The organism is Bacteroides coprosuis (assembly GCF_020741705.1).
GTDB classification, from domain to species: Bacteria; Bacteroidota; Bacteroidia; order Bacteroidales; family Bacteroidaceae; genus Bacteroides_E; species Bacteroides_E coprosuis.
Window position 1 is genome coordinate 26,689 of record NZ_DYYK01000187.1, and the last position, 16,030, is coordinate 42,718.

Consider the following 16,030-nt stretch of genomic DNA (forward strand, 5'->3'; position numbering starts at 1 on the left):
GAGTATCAAAAAAATATCGAATTTTGATGCCGATTATAAACTGACCTATTTTTAGAGAATGGAAGACTTAAAGAAGACAAATGGCCCTGCATTTAATGATAAGGAAATAATTTTCTCAAAAGCAATAAAAGCTGGAAAACGCATCTACTACTTAGATGTGAAGAAAAATAGAAAAGACGAACTATTTTTAGCCATTACTGAAAGTAAAAAAGTAATTACAGGTGAAGGGGATAGTGCTAAGGTTAATTTCGAAAAACATAAAATCTTTCTATATAAAGAAGATTTCGAAAAATTCACCAATGGCCTGCATGAAGCTCTATCCTATATTGAGGAAAAACAGGGGAAATTTATTCCTGAATCAGGGCTTTCAGAAACTGATAAATCACATAATTCTGAAGAATCATTAATGGTTGATGACGAATTGGGTGATAGTGAAATTAAAATTGATATCGACTTTTGAGTAGATAAAAATTTGGAATCTGCAAAATAATAAGTAATTTTGCACCGCTTTTTACAGCATATGCATGTGCATGGTCACATCGTGTGATGGTGAATTAAGCAGTAGTAACTTAATTTTAGAGTAACACAATTTAAAAGAAATGAAAACAATTGAATTAAAAGGATCTGCTAGAGAGATAGCAGAACGCTCTTCAGACCAAACTAGAGCAATCAGAGAAATCCGTAATAACGGTGGTGTTCCATGCGTACTTTATGGAGGTGAAACAAATCATCACTTTACAGTAAAAGCTAGCGACCTTAGAGGATTAGTTTATACACCCGACATCCATGTTGTAAATATTGACCTTGAAGGAAAACAGTTTATGGCTATTCTTCAAGACATCCAATTCCACCCAGTATCTGATAAGATTTTACACGTTGACTTCAAAGAAATCAATGAAACTAATCCTATCGTAATGGAAGTGCCTATCAAACTTCAAGGTCTTGCTAAAGGTGTTAAAGCTGGTGGTAAGTTACAATCTCAAATGAGAAAACTTAAAGTTAGAGCTCTTTATACTAATATCCCTGAAAGATTAGTTATCGACGTTACTAAACTAGAACTTGGTAAAACTATCAAAGTGGGTGAAGTTAGCTTCGAAAACCTTGATATTTTAAATGCTAAAGAAGCAGTTATTTGTGCTGTAAGATTAACTCGTGCCGCTAGAGGTCTTGCAGGTACTGCATCAGCAGACTCAGCAGAATAAGAGTAAATGAAATACTTAATAGTGGGTCTAGGGAATATTGGTACTCAGTACCATGAAACCCGCCACAATATAGGATTTATGATGTTGGACGCTTTTGCAAAAGCGTCCAATGTTGTTTTTAGCGATAAGCGTTATGGTGCTGTAGCCACCACTTCTGTTAAGGGAAGACAGTTAATACTACTCAAACCTTCCACTTATATGAATCTTAGCGGTAATGCTGTTCGTTATTGGATGCAACAAGAAAAGATTCCCTTAGAAAATATTCTTATATTAGTAGATGACTTGGCATTGCCTTTTGGGACTTTACGTCTGAAAGGAAAAGGAAGTGATGCTGGTCATAATGGACTAAAGCATATTGCAAAAATCTTAGGGACTCAAAATTATGCTAGACTTCGCTTTGGTATCGGTAGTGAGTTTAGCAGAGGACATCAGGTTGATTATGTTTTAGAACATTTTAGTAATGATGAACTTAAAGAAATTGATTCTAAAATAGAAACTGCATCAGATATTATTAAAAGTTTCTGCCTAGCAGGTATAGATATTACGATGAATCAATTTAATAAAAGAAAATAAATTAATAATTATGGCTGAAGCACGATTAGACAAATGGTTGTGGGCAGTTCGCATTTTCAAAACACGCTCTATTGCAGCAGAAGCTTGCAAAAAGAATCGAGTATCTGTAAATGAAGCTCCTGCAAAAGCATCTAAAATGGTAAAACCGGGAGATATAGTTAGCGTACGTAAGCCACCCATAACCTATTCCTTCCAAATTTTACAATCTATAGATAAAAGAGTTGGTGCAAAACTAGTTCCTGATATGATGAAAAACGTAACGCCTCCAGAAGAATATGAGGCATTAGAAATGACTCGTGTAAGTGGATTCGTTGACAGAGCTAAAGGAACAGGAAGACCAACTAAAAAAGATAGAAGAAGATTAGAAGAATTTATTGAACCCGCATTTTTTGGAGATATAGATGATGGTTTCGATGATGGATTAGATTTATAACTTCTACACTATATAAAATTAAAAAAAGGCTCAAATTTGAGCCTTTTTTTTATGCACAATCGTCACTAACTACCCGATAATTCTATTTTTAACTCTGACACATAACAGTATATTTATTCCCTCTATAAATGTTATAAATATTCATTTTTTGAATGTGAGAAATATGTATATATTATGACACCGACATGATGATGACATGACACCGACATGTTGCTATTTTAACCCTGATATAATGCTCTTTTAACCTTGAGAAGAAAATGGACGATTAAGAACTACATATTTATGTAATGTTAAAACAAGTACGATTTATAAATCAAAGCGAACTATAGCAACAAAAAAGAGACTAACTCCAACTAGAATTAGCCTCTTTTAAAATTTATTTTCAGCTATTAGTCCATTTTTCTAAATGGAGGTTTTACAATTCTTGCTTTTAATTTTCTATTACGAACTACAATGTAGATTTCTGTATCCAAAGCAGCATATTCTGTTTTAACATAACCCATACCAACACCGATTTTACGAGTTGGAGACATTGTTCCTGAAGTTACCTCTCCTATTTCATCGCCATCGGCATTACATATTTTATATCCTTGACGAGGTACTCCTCTATCTTCCAATATAAATCCGATAAGCTTACGTGAAACACCTTCCGCTTTTTGTTTTTCAAGAATTGATCTTCCTATAAAATCTTTACCTTCGACAAACTTAGTAATCCATCCTAAGTTAGCTTCTAGAGGTGTAGTAGTATCAGACATATCATTTCCATATAGATTGAAACCCATTTCTAAGCGTAAAGTATCTCTAGCTCCTAAGCCTACTGGCTTAATATCAAACTCTTTTCCTGCTTCAAATATGGCATTCCAGATTAGCATAGCATGTTCTGGATAGAAATAAAGCTCAAATCCACCAGCTCCCGTATAACCTGTATTTGATACAATCACTTCTGGAGCACCTGCAAATTCACCAACAGCGAAAGTGTAATACTTCATATCTTTTAGATTGATAGAAGTCAGCTTTTGAAGAGTTTCAGTAGCCTTAGGACCTTGAACAGCCAACTGAGCCATTCTTGCTGATGCATTTTCAAGCTCAGCTCCCATCGTATTTTGAGCAACACACCACTTCCAGTCTTTTTCTGTATTGGCTGCATTGACAACTAATAAATATTTGTCTTCTTCATATTTATAAACTAAGAAATCATCAATAATTCCCCCTTGCTCATTAATAAAACACGAGTATTGAATCTTTCCTACTTGAAGTTTCGATACATCATTAGACGTAACTCTCTGAAGAAAATCTAAAGCCTTATCTCCTTTAACCCATATTTCTCCCATATGAGAAACATCAAAGACTCCTACTCCATTACAAACAGTTAAATGTTCGTCAATGATTCCTTCATACTGAATAGGCATATTAAACCCTGCAAAATCGTGCATACTAGCACCTAATTCAATGTGGGTTTGCGTAAATGGTGTGGTTTTCATATTATAATAGTTTTTAAAGTGAATTATAAATTATCTGGAAGCTATACGCTGAACAAGCTCTATGATTACTTGAGTTGCTTTTTCCATATTGGGAATTGGTACAAATTCATATCTACCATGAAAATTTAACCCTCCTGCAAAGATATTGGGACAAGGTAACCCTTTGAATGATAGTTGAGCCCCATCAGTACCTCCTCGAATAGCCTTAATATTTGGAGTTACTCCTACAGCCTTCATAGCCTCTGCAGCTAAGTCTATTATATGCATCATAGGCTCAATTTTCTCACGCATATTATAGTATTGATCTTTTAACACTAGAGCAACTGTACCTGCACCAAATTCAGAATTTAGTTTTTTAACAATCTCTTGAACTTTAGTTTTGCGACTTTCAAATTTTACTCGATCGTGATCTCTTATAATATAAGTCAAAGTTGTTTTATCTACGCCTCCTTCAATTCCTACCAAATGATAGAAACCTTCATATTTCTCTGTATGTTCGGGAGTTTCATGACGAGGAAACATAGATATCATTTGGTTAGCGAGAGTAATAGAGTTTATCATTTTATTCTTAGCATAACCTGGATGAACATTACGTCCTTGAATAATAATGACTGCCGAAGCTGCATTGAAGTTCTCAAACTCCAATTCACCAAGTTCACCGCCATCCATAGTATAACCCCATTCACAGCCAAACTTTTCTACATCAAATTTATGAGCTCCAAGACCGATCTCTTCATCAGGGTTAAAACCTATACGTATTTTACCATGCTTTATTTCAGGATGATTTATCAAGTATTCCATAGCAGTAACTATTTCTGCTATACCTGCTTTGTCATCAGCTCCAAGAAGTGTATGACCATTGGTTACAATTAAGTCTTCACCTTTATGAGCTAGTAGTTCTGGGAACTGATTAGGTGAAAGAATAATCTTACTTTCCTCACATAGAGTGATATCTCCACCATCGTAGCTTTTTACAATACGAGGAGTTACATCTTTGCCCGACATATCAGGACTAGTATCTAAGTGAGCAATAAAACCTACTGTAGGTACTTCTTTTTCTATATTGGATGGAAGTGTAGCAAATAGATAGCTATTTTCATCGAGAGTGATCTCTGTTAGACCTAACTCTTCAAGCTCCTTCTTTAAGAACTCAGCGAAAACTCGTTGACCAGGGGTGCTAGGTGTAACACCTGAGTTTTCATCAGACTGAGTGTCGAAGCTTACGTACTTTAAAAAGCGTTCCGTAATTGTCATATGTATAGTTCTAAAAATATGTTATACAAAATCTATCATCTGTAAAAATAGGCAAAGGCGATTTAGAAAGCAAGTAGCCTCAACAGAAAAATTTGTCTATTTTTTTAAAAGTTTATATCTGTAACAAACTCATTATGAACTTAAAATATATTATAATATTTCAGTCTATTATAAAAGCGACAGAACCTTTAATAGAAATCATTAATTAATTTTGATCAAAACCAAAAACAATCTGATGTCTATACTCAATATTTTTTACTACAAAAACTCCTTGTAAAAGAATCAAATTCGTACAGATAAAACAGATAATAAAATTTAGACTCTTTCTAAACAATACATTCTATATATTGTTATTTATATGGTATTAGGATAAATACTAGTGTACCCAATGTACAAGAAATAAAGTGTTTAAATAAATTTATTTATAATGAGAATAGAAAAAATAATAGGAAGAGAAATCCTTGATTCAAGAGGTAACCCAACAGTTGAAGTTGATGTTTATTTAGATTGTGGCGTTATGGGTCGTGCATCAGTTCCTTCGGGAGCATCTACTGGCGAACACGAAGCTTTAGAACTACGTGATGGTGATAAGAAACGTTACTTAGGAAAAGGCGTTCTCAAAGCAGTAGAAAATATCAATAATAAAATAGCTCCAGAACTTATAGGATATAGTGCTTTAGAACAAAGGGCTATAGACAATAAGATGCTTGAACTTGATGGAACAAAGACAAAATCAAACTTAGGTGCAAATGCTATTTTAGGTGTTTCTCTAGCTGTAGCCAAAGCAGCTGCTAATTATTTAGAATTACCTCTATATCGTTATATAGGCGGTACTAATACTTACACTATGCCAGTTCCGATGATGAATATCATCAATGGAGGTTCTCATAGTGATGCTCCTATTGCTTTCCAAGAATTTATGATTAGACCTGTAGGTGCTAAATCTTTTAAAGAAGGCTTACGTATGGGTGCTGAAGTTTTCCATGCTTTAAAGAAAGTATTAAAAGACAGAGGATTAAGTACTGCCGTTGGTGATGAAGGTGGTTTTGCTCCAGAAGTTGAAGGAACTGAAGATGCTCTAAATTCTATCCTATCAGCAATAAAAGCTGCAGGTTATGAACCTAAGAAAGATGTAACTATCGCTTTAGATTGTGCTTCTTCTGAGTTCTACAAAAATGGAGTTTATGATTATACGCTTTTTGAGGGCAAACAAGGAAAAAAACGTAATGCCGAAGAACAAATAGCATATCTAGAAGAGCTGATTGACAAATACCCTATTGACTCTATCGAAGATGGTATGGCTGAAAATGATTGGGACGGATGGAAAAAACTTACAGATAAAATTGGAAGCAAATGCCAATTGGTAGGTGATGACTTATTCGTTACAAATGTTGACTTCCTATCTAAAGGTATTGAACTAGGTTGTGGTAACTCTATTTTGATTAAAGTAAACCAAATTGGTTCTCTATCAGAAACTCTTGATGCTATAGAAATGGCACATCGCCATGGTTACACCTCTGTTACTTCACACCGTTCGGGTGAAACAGAAGATGCTACAATTGCAGATATCGCTGTAGCTACAAATAGTGGACAAATCAAAACTGGTTCTTTAAGTCGCTCAGACCGTATGGCTAAATACAACCAACTTCTACGTATTGAAGAAGAACTAGGCTCTCTTGCAGTATATGGTTATAAAAAGATTAGATAATTATTTTTAAGTAAACTTCTAATATACTTTTCAATCAACCCCCTTGTACTTTCAATAGCATAAGGGGGTTACTTTTTTTATTATTTCTTTATCCTTCTATAATACTTATTATATTATATTATCTTTGCATTTATTGAGCGTGTTGCTCTTCGCAACTGGCTCGCACAAAGGCTTAGCCTTTACAAATGCGAGTAAGTGTAGATTCTTATATCTTAATCGTTAATTTTATAACCGCATGATTCTTTTTTTTAGAACTCCTAATGATTCGGTGATTGCTGTTGATTGCAATCAAGATTTACCACCAACTGACTGTAATAAACTGTGCTGGCTTTTTGGAGAAGCTGAGCTAGAAGGGAAAGAAACCCTCGAAGGTTATCTAGTAGGACCTCGGCCTGAAATGATTTCCCCCTGGAGTACAAACGCAGTAGAAATAACCCAAAATATGGGATTACAAGGAATAGAACGAATTGAAGAATTCTTTCCTGTAAAAGACAAGAACGCTGATTACGACCCTATGTTACAACATTTATATGACGGGCTTAATCAGCGTATTTTTATTTCAAACCGTACACCAGAACCTATACAACACATTGAAAACATAGCTTCCTATAATGAAAAAGAGGGATTGGCTATGTCTCCTGAAGAGATTGAATATTTAAATCAATTAGAAAAAGACTTGGGCAGAAAACTAACAGATTCAGAGGTTTTTGGATTTGCTCAAATCAATTCAGAACATTGTCGCCACAAAATTTTTGGAGGAACTTTTATCATTGATGGGGAAGAGAAAGAATCTTCACTCTTTGATATGATCAAAAAGACAACCAAAGAAAATCCAAATCGTATTATTTCTGCATACAAAGATAATGTTGCCTTTGCAGCAGGTCCTAAAGTAGAACTTTTTGCTCCTGCCGACCATGCTAAATCTGACTATTTTAAAACAAGTGAAGTAGAAAGTATTATCTCCTTAAAAGCTGAAACACATAATTTTCCTACTACTGTAGAACCATTTAATGGTGCTTCAACAGGTACTGGCGGGGAGATTAGAGACCGTATGGCTGGAGGTAAAGGTTCTTGGCCAATTGCAGGAACAGCAGTATATATGACTTCCTACCCTAGATTAGAAGAAGGTAGAGAGTGGGAAAGTATTCTTCCTATTCGTAAATGGCTATACCAATCTCCAGAGGAAATTCTAATTAAAGCATCTAATGGAGCTTCCGACTTTGGAAATAAATTTGGACAACCTCTTATTTGTGGATCTGTACTTACTTTTGAGCACACTGAAAACAATGAAGTATATGGTTACGATAAAGTAATTATGCTTGCTGGAGGTGTAGGGTATGGTAGAAAAAGAGATAGCCTAAAAGGACAACCCGAACCTGGCAATAAGATAGTAGTATTAGGTGGTGATAACTACCGAATAGGTTTAGGTGGAGGCTCTGTTTCCTCTGTAGATACAGGTAGATACAGTAGTGGTATCGAGCTAAATGCCGTACAAAGAGCCAATGCAGAAATGCAAAAGAGAGCCAATAATGTAGTTAGAGCCCTTACCGAAGAAGATAATAATCCGATCATATCCATTCACGACCATGGTTCAGCAGGACACGTAAACTGTCTATCTGAATTGGTAGAAGGTTGTGGTGGTTCTATAGATATGAGTAAGCTTCCTATTGGAGACAAAACACTTTCTGCCAAAGAAATCATAGCCAATGAGTCTCAAGAAAGAATGGGACTGTTGATTGAAAAAGATTCAATAGAACACGTTAAAGCTATAGCAGAAAGAGAACGTGCTCCTATGTACATTGTAGGTGAAACAACAGGTGATGATCGATTCTCATTTGTACAAGCAGATGGTGTTAAACCTTTTGATTTAGCAATGGATCAAATGTTTGGTTCGTCACCTAAGACTATAATGGAAGATAAAACTGTTGAAAGAACATACGAAATGCCAGCTTATGAGTTAAGTAAGCTGCACGATTATCTCACAGATGTTCTCCAACTAGAAGCTGTCGCTTGTAAAGACTGGCTTACTAATAAAGTGGACCGTTCGGTTACAGGTAAAGTAGCCAGACAACAATGCCAAGGAGAAATTCAATTACCACTGAGTGATTGCGGTGTTGTCGCACTGGATTATACAGGTACCAAAGGGATTGCAACATCTATTGGTCACGCCCCACAAGCTGGATTGGCTAATCCAGAAGCTGGATCTATTCTATCCGTTAGTGAAGCTCTTACAAACTTAGTATTTGCTCCTTTAGTAGATGGACTTGATACAATATCATTATCAGCCAACTGGATGTGGCCTTGCCGTTCACAAGACGGTGAAGACACTCGCCTTTACTCTGCAGTACAAGCATTAAGTAATTTCTGTTGCGACCTAGGCATCAATGTCCCTACAGGAAAAGATTCTCTTTCAATGACTCAGAAGTACCCTGATGGAGATAAAGTTATAGCTCCCGGTACTGTTATTGTCTCTGCAATGGGAGAAGTATCCGATGTAAAACGAGTAGTATCTCCTGTATTAGTTAATAATACTAAGACTTCTATTTACCACATTGACTTCAGCTTTGATAGCTTTAAATTAGGAGGATCAGCATTTGCTCAAAGTCTGGGTAAAGTAGGACAAGAGGTTCCAACTATTCAAGACTCTGAATATTTTAGAGATGCATTTACTGCTGTACAAGAACTGATCAGCAAAGGACATATCTTATCAGGTCATGATATTTCTGCAGGTGGATTAATTACAGCACTTCTCGAAATGTGCTTTGCCAATACAGAAGGTGGTATGGAGATAAATCTAGACAGTATTCCTGAAGATGATTTAATCAAAATACTCTTTGCTGAAAACCCAGGTATCCTAGTACAAATTGACGATAAAAAAGCATCTAGCATTCTAGATCTATTAGAAGAACAAGGTGTAGGAATCGTAAAAATAGGTAAGCCTTCAGAAGAAAGACACATACTTGTCTCTAAAGCTGGTGCAACCTATCAGTTCGGCATTGATTATCTACGCGACGTATGGTATTCAACTTCATACTTATTAGATAAAGATCAATCGTTTAACGGAAAAGCTAAAGAACGTTACGAAAACTACAAAAAGCAACCTTTAGAATTTGCTTTCATGCCAAGCTTTACAGGCAAGTTATCCCAATATAAGCTCAAAGCATCTCGCACACATTTATCTGGTATTAAAGCAGCTATTATCCGAGAAAAAGGAACCAATGGTGAAAGAGAAATGGCCTATGCTCTGCATCTTGCAGGCTTTGATGTAAAAGATGTAATGATGACCGACTTAACCAGCGGCAGAGAAACTTTAGAAGATATTAATATTGTTGTTTTCTGCGGTGGATTCTCCAACTCAGACGTTTTAGGATCAGCCAAAGGTTGGGCTGGAGGAATACTTTTCAATGATAAAGCAAAAGAAACTATCAAACGTTTCTATGAAAGAAAAGACACTCTTTCACTTGGTATATGCAATGGATGTCAACTAATGATAGAATTAGGACTTATTTATCCAGATCATAAAAAGAAAGTCAAGATGCTTCATAACGACTCTCATAAATTTGAATCATCATTCCTGGGTGTTACTATCCCCACAAATCGTACAGTGATGTTTGGATCATTAAGTGGAAGTAAATTAGGTATATGGGTAGCTCATGGCGAAGGAAAATTTGATTTACCTTATGAACAAGAGAAATATAATATTGTAGCTCAATATAGCTATGATGAATATCCTGCCAATCCGAATGGATCCAAGTATGCTACCGCAGCTGTTGCTAGCAATGATGGTCGTCACATCGCTATGATGCCTCACTTAGAAAGAGCTATATTCCCATGGCAAAACGCATTCTATCCGAATGACAGACGAAAATTTGATCAAGTTACTCCATGGATTGAGGCATTTGTAAATGCAAGAGAATGGATTGAGAAAAACAAAAAGTAATCCTAACCTTTATTTTATATTTTTTATTCAGGGAAGACTATCGCAAGAAGTCTTCCCTGATTTCTTTATACTAAACCATACTGACAGCCTATAAAAATCTCAGAGACCTACTAGTATATCTGGAAAACGCATCTAGAAGGAGTTCTATAGTTACCTAATCATTAAACATTTGTAAAAATTTAGTGGTAATATAAATTAATAAAATCTAATCATTAATTTTAAAAAGATATCTTTTTTGAGAAGAGCATAAATTTGTCTTTGATGCTATTTTTTTTTAGTTTTGTAAGACATACAATAGTCAGTTTTGGGAAACTCCCCAATATAACACCCAACTATTATGAAGAGACTTATACCCGTACTCTGTCTCCTTTTTTTATCAATAATAACACAAGCACAGTCCTACACCTACCTAGGTGTTAACGAAGGATTAAGCCACAGACATGTCTATAGCATACAAAAAGACAGCAAAGGTTATATGTGGTTTCTTACTTATGAAGGAGCTGATAGATTCAATGGAGCAGAGTTTAAACACTATAATTTTTTCCTTGATGGACATAAACTAAATTCATCAACACACTTAAAAAATCTATTTTATTCTCCCGATAATATTTTATGGCAAATAGGTTCTGATGGCAAAGTTTTTCAATACAACAACTATTCTGATGAATTTGAGTTATTTTATACTTATCCCAACGAGTCTAACGAAACAACGATACTCGATTTTAGCGATATTGATGAGAATAATAGAATATGGATGGCCTATCAAGGAAACTTACACATTTACAACTACCAAAAACGTAAAGAAGTAAGTATTACTCAACACCCCCTTTATGCAGCAACTAGCATCGAACAACTACAAGGGGACTCATATGCTATAGGTACTACACATGGCGTATTTTTAGCCGAAATAAGAAATGATTCTCTTCAACTAACTACCAATTCGTTATTAATAGAAAAGCTTCCTATGCGTATAGAACAACTCTACTATCATAAGGAAAGCAACTCTTTGATAATCGCCACTCTTAGGCAGGGATTGTTTATTTACGATATTGAAAAAGGTACATTATCCTCGCAGCTTGATTTACAAACAACTAGTGTTAATAAAATGACACACTATAACGAGGATGAAATTCTTGTTGCGACCAATGGAGCTGGTGTGTTTCTACTAAATGTAACTAAACAAACACTCCAACCATATATCATTGCAGATTATGATAGCCCCAATGGAATGAATGGGAATAACATCAAAGATATTTTTTTAGATGAGAGTGATCGAATTTGGATGGCAAATTATCCCGAGGGTATTACTATACGGAATAACCAGAATATGAACTACGAATGGATCAGACATATTCCAAAACATTCGCAATCTCTTATTCATGATGAGGTAAATTGTATTTTAGAGGACAAGGATGATGATTTATGGTTTGCAACAACCAACGGCATTAGTTTATATCATACAAAAACTGATCGCTGGGAATCTTATTTATCTTCCTATAACCAGGAGTTAACAATCAATAACCATATGTTTATTTCTTTATGTGAAGTAAGCCCTGGTATTATATGGGTAGGAGGATACAATTCAGGAGTATATGAGATCAATAAGCACACACATAAATCGAAATTATTATTATCTAATCAACTCCAGCAAATTAATCAACCCGATAAGTGTATCCGTGCTATTGTAAAAGATAAAGACAACTCGATTTGGGTAGGTGGTTATTACAATTTGAAACAAATAAATATAGGGAATGAGCGTATTCGCTATTTTAATGACTTAAATTCCATTACTACTTTAGTAGAAAAAGATGCATCTAGTATTTGGGTAGCTTCAGCCAAAGGGTTATACATTTTAGAGAAAAAATCGGGTAATAGCAGAAAAATAGATTTACCTATCATTTCTCCTTTTGTTCATACACTTCATCAAGACAAAACAGGAAACTTATATATTGGAACAAATGAAGGCTTACTAATCTTCGACCCTAAGAGTGGTACATTTAAGCATTTTCATAAAGAAAACTCATTCTTGATTTCAAATATTGTTCGTTCTATTGTTACCGATAAGGATGATAATTTTGCTTATTTAGCCACAGACAAAGGTCTTTCAAAATTAAATCTAGAGGATCTAAGTTTCCAAAACTGGACTAAAGACCAAGGTTTACTCACTACTTTCTTCAGTGGTAATGCAGGTATCCAACTTAAAAATGGTGATTACCTCTTTGGTAGTGCAAATGGAGTAGTTCGGTTTGGGCAAAACAGTAAAGTTCAATCGGGCTACAACTCTAAAATGATTTTAGAGGAACTAATAGTTAATCAACAAGTCATTCATCCAACAGACAACAATACTGTTTTAAATGCTCCACTTAACGAAGTAGATCATATAACCCTAAAATTTAAAGAAAACAACGTTTCAATAAAAGTAGGCTCAATAAATTATGATTATCCATCTAATATTCTTTATACATGGAAAATGGATGGACTTTATGATAAGTGGAGTTTACCTACCGAAGAAACCAAGTTCAACTTTACAAATCTGAATCCAGGTACTTACAAATTTACTGTCAGAGCCATACCCCGAGATAACTCTAAAGAGGTATTAGAAGAAAGAGTTATCCATATTGAAGTTTTAAATCCTTATTGGTGGAATGTGTTAGCCAAAACAATGTATCTACTAATAATCGTAGGCTTATTAGTATTAATTACTCGTTACTTCATACAAAGAAGTGAAAAGAAGTTAGTAGACCATACTAAACAGTTCTATTATAACACGGCTCATGACATTAAGGTACCTCTAAGATTAATAAAAGAGCCTCTTCAAGAAATCCACGAAAAAGAACAACTATCACCTAATGGCTTGAATAACTTACGAGTGGTTCTTAGAAACCTAAACACTCTATTAGCTCAAAATGACAATGTGATTAATTACGAAAGAATGGAGAAGAATAAAAACAAACTTTACCTCTCCGAACATAATCTTTCGCACCTAGTTGATCGAATCATAAAACAAACACTACCGATTGCCGAACTCAAGCAGGTAAGTATAAAACTAGAAAACACACTAGAAGAAGACTTATTGGTGTGGATTGATAAAGATAAAATTAAAGCGATCTTTAATAATCTATTAAATAATGCCATTGAGAAGACACCAGACTTTAAGTCGGTAAAGCTACAAATGGGTATGGATACTGATTCTTGGTTCTTTGAAGTTAACCATGAAGGAGACCTTATTCCAGAGGAGCAATTAAACAGCTTAAAAGATGGAAAATGCCTAGATGATGCTATCTATGGCAATACGGAAGCTCAAAAAGAATTAGGTCTTCGCTTAGTTTGTCAACTAGTTAAAGTACACAATGGTACTGTTAGTTTAGACAGCAATAAAGAGAGCGGAACTACCTTTAGAGTTAATTTACCTTTCTACCATAAAAGTATGGCATATGAGGCACCTAAAGAAGAACACAAAACTATTCTTAAACTACCTCCAGTCATCCATAGACTGCCGATACTTAAGAAAGGAACCCCTATTAATCACAAAATATTAAACAATCACGATTTTGTTAATGATGGCAGAAAGCCAACCGTTCTTTTAGCCGAAGATGACGCTACATTGCAAGCCGAAATCATTAATAATTTATCAGACGATTATATTATTGAAACAGCGAAACTAGGACATGATGCTATCCATATGGCAAAAGAACTACGCCCAGATATAATCATTTCTAGAATGTATTTTCAAGACATGAAGGGTACAGAACTTTCATTAACACTTAAAGGAGATATTGAAACCTCACATATTCCGATTATCCTATTAACAGATAAGAATGATGAGAAGCATATCTTAAAAGGATTGCAAAATGGAGCCGATGAATACATCCTAAAACCTTTTAATTATCGAATTTTAAAGGCTTCAATGGCAAATTTATTGGCAAATAGAGCCTTACTAAGAGATAAATATGCTAGTTTAGAAATTCAAGAACCAATAGATTGCATACACTGTTCTACTAATCTAGACTGGAAGTTTATTGCTACCGTAAAAGAAAAGGTGGAAGAACATATGTCGGAAGCCGATTTTACTGTCGATAAACTATGTGCTATTTTAAATATGAGTAGAACAAGTTTCTACAATAAATTGAAAGATTTAACGAACAAAACACCGTCAGATTATATACGACTCATCAAATTAAATCATGCCGCACTACTCTTAAAAAGTCAAGAGTTTACAATTGCAGAAATAGCAGAAAAGACAGGGTTTAATGATGCTAAATACTTTAGAGAAGTATTTAAAAAGCATTATAATATGACGCCATCAAAATATGCTAAAGAAAACTCATAATGAATCCGTATCTACAATTATTTAGAATTTTTTTCAAAATAGGAGCATTTACAATAGGTGGAGGTTATGCTATGGTCCCTATTATAGAGGACGAAATAGTAACAAAACGAAAGTGGATATCACAAGAGGAGTTTGTGGATTTACTTGCGATAGCGCAATCTGCTCCTGGCATTTTAGCTGTAAATATATCCATCTTTATAGGGTACAAGTTAAAAGGGATTAAAGGTTGTTTAGTGACAACTCTGGGTTCTGTACTTCCATCTTTTCTTATCATATTGATGATTGCAATGTTTTTTCAAGCTTTCAAAGACAATATATATGTTGAGAAAATGTTTAAAGCCATTCGTCCTGCAGTAGTTGCTTTAATTGCTGCACCAACTTTTTCTATGGCTAAAACAGCAAAAATATCTATTTACAATGTATGGATTCCAATTGTATCAGCCCTCTTGATATGGCTTATGGATGTCTCTCCTATTTGGATTATTGTGGCTGCAGGCGTGTTAGGTTTTGCATGGGGTCAAATTAAAAAAAATAAAGCATGATTACACTATACTTTGAATTGTTCTACACCTTTTTTAAAATTGGGTTATTTGGATTTGGAGGTGGTTATGCCATGCTTTCTATGATCCAAGGAGAAGTTGTTACACATTACCAATGGCTCACACCACAAGAATTTACAGACATAGTAGCAATCAGTCAGATGACTCCTGGACCAATAGGTATTAATGCTGCTACCTACGTAGGATACACGGCTACAGGAGGTAGCATATTAGTTTCTATAGTTGCTACTTTAGCTGTTGTTTTTCCCTCCTTTATACTTATGCTCCTAATCAGTAAGTTCTTTTTAAGATATAGTAGCCACCCTACTGTAGAGGCTATATTTAGTGGATTAAGACCTGCGGTGGTTGGACTTTTAGCTTCTGCAGCTTTAGTCTTAATGGATAAAGAAAACTTCTCTTCACCACAACTAGATATGTATTCTTTTATCTGTAGTATTGCTATTTTTGCATTAGCATTTTTCTTCTCAAAGTCCAAATACAAAATAAACCCTATACTACTCATAATTATATGCGGAGTGATAGGGCTTATTATCTATTAACAATAAAGTA

General features: G+C 34.8%; 11 protein-coding genes. 9 read left to right on the forward strand and 2 right to left on the reverse strand.

Annotation, left to right across the window (positions count from 1 at the left end; genetic code table 11):
* The first annotated feature begins 58 nt into the window (after nucleotides 1-58).
* The 4 genes from K8V80_RS11270 to K8V80_RS11285 all read left to right on the forward strand — a co-directional run bounded on the left by K8V80_RS11270 (nucleotide 59) and on the right by K8V80_RS11285 (nucleotide 2,208).
* Nucleotides 59-460: a PUR family DNA/RNA-binding protein gene (locus K8V80_RS11270; protein ID WP_276778098.1), complete on the forward strand. Its 402-nt coding sequence runs from the start codon at nucleotides 59-61 to the stop codon at nucleotides 458-460.
* Nucleotides 461-599: 139 nt separating this feature from the next.
* On the forward strand, nucleotides 600-1,202 hold the full coding sequence (locus K8V80_RS11275) for a 50S ribosomal protein L25/general stress protein Ctc (protein ID WP_006745675.1): 603 nt from the start codon (nucleotides 600-602) through the stop codon (nucleotides 1,200-1,202).
* A gap of 6 nt (nucleotides 1,203-1,208) precedes the next feature.
* Complete coding sequence (gene pth / locus K8V80_RS11280; RefSeq protein ID WP_006745676.1) at nucleotides 1,209-1,775, forward strand: aminoacyl-tRNA hydrolase; 567 nt, start codon at nucleotides 1,209-1,211, stop codon at nucleotides 1,773-1,775.
* Between the two features lie 10 nt (nucleotides 1,776-1,785).
* The gene (locus tag K8V80_RS11285) at nucleotides 1,786-2,208 is read left to right on the forward strand and encodes an RNA-binding S4 domain-containing protein (RefSeq protein WP_006745677.1); all 423 of its coding nucleotides are present in this window, start codon (nucleotides 1,786-1,788) and stop codon (nucleotides 2,206-2,208) included.
* A 389-nt stretch (nucleotides 2,209-2,597) separates the two neighbouring features.
* Here K8V80_RS11285 and gcvT read toward each other — a convergent pair whose 3' ends face one another.
* Both gcvT and pepT read right to left on the reverse strand, forming a co-directional pair.
* Entirely contained in the window at nucleotides 2,598-3,689 is a 1,092-nt protein-coding gene (gene gcvT / locus K8V80_RS11290) for a glycine cleavage system aminomethyltransferase GcvT (RefSeq protein ID WP_006745678.1), read from the reverse strand.
* A gap of 30 nt (nucleotides 3,690-3,719) precedes the next feature.
* Nucleotides 3,720-4,943, reverse strand: coding sequence for a peptidase T (gene pepT / locus K8V80_RS11295; protein ID WP_276778102.1), 1,224 nt, complete (start codon nucleotides 4,941-4,943; stop codon nucleotides 3,720-3,722).
* Between the two features lie 427 nt (nucleotides 4,944-5,370).
* Here pepT and eno point away from each other — a divergent pair, with 427 nt between their 5' ends.
* The 5 genes from eno (at nucleotide 5,371) to K8V80_RS11320 (ending at nucleotide 16,020) form a co-directional block, all read left to right on the forward strand.
* Nucleotides 5,371-6,651 (forward strand): phosphopyruvate hydratase, encoded by a 1,281-nt coding sequence (gene eno / locus K8V80_RS11300; RefSeq protein WP_276778105.1) that lies wholly within the window; start codon nucleotides 5,371-5,373, stop codon nucleotides 6,649-6,651.
* Between the two features lie 235 nt (nucleotides 6,652-6,886).
* Nucleotides 6,887-10,591 carry a phosphoribosylformylglycinamidine synthase gene (gene purL, locus K8V80_RS11305; RefSeq protein WP_006745681.1) on the forward strand — a complete coding sequence of 1,235 codons (3,705 nt, stop codon included), beginning with the start codon at nucleotides 6,887-6,889 and terminating at the stop codon, nucleotides 10,589-10,591.
* A 337-nt stretch (nucleotides 10,592-10,928) separates the two neighbouring features.
* The gene (locus tag K8V80_RS11310; protein WP_276778109.1) at nucleotides 10,929-14,921 is read left to right on the forward strand and encodes a hybrid sensor histidine kinase/response regulator transcription factor; all 3,993 of its coding nucleotides are present in this window, start codon (nucleotides 10,929-10,931) and stop codon (nucleotides 14,919-14,921) included.
* Nucleotides 14,921-15,463: a chromate transporter gene (locus K8V80_RS11315; protein WP_276778113.1), complete on the forward strand. Its 543-nt coding sequence runs from the start codon at nucleotides 14,921-14,923 to the stop codon at nucleotides 15,461-15,463. The genes K8V80_RS11310 and K8V80_RS11315 overlap by 1 nt, the downstream gene beginning before the upstream one ends.
* Entirely contained in the window at nucleotides 15,460-16,020 is a 561-nt protein-coding gene (locus tag K8V80_RS11320; RefSeq protein WP_276778116.1) for a chromate transporter, read from the forward strand. The genes K8V80_RS11315 and K8V80_RS11320 overlap by 4 nt, the downstream gene beginning before the upstream one ends.
* Nucleotides 16,021-16,030 lie beyond the last annotated feature (10 nt).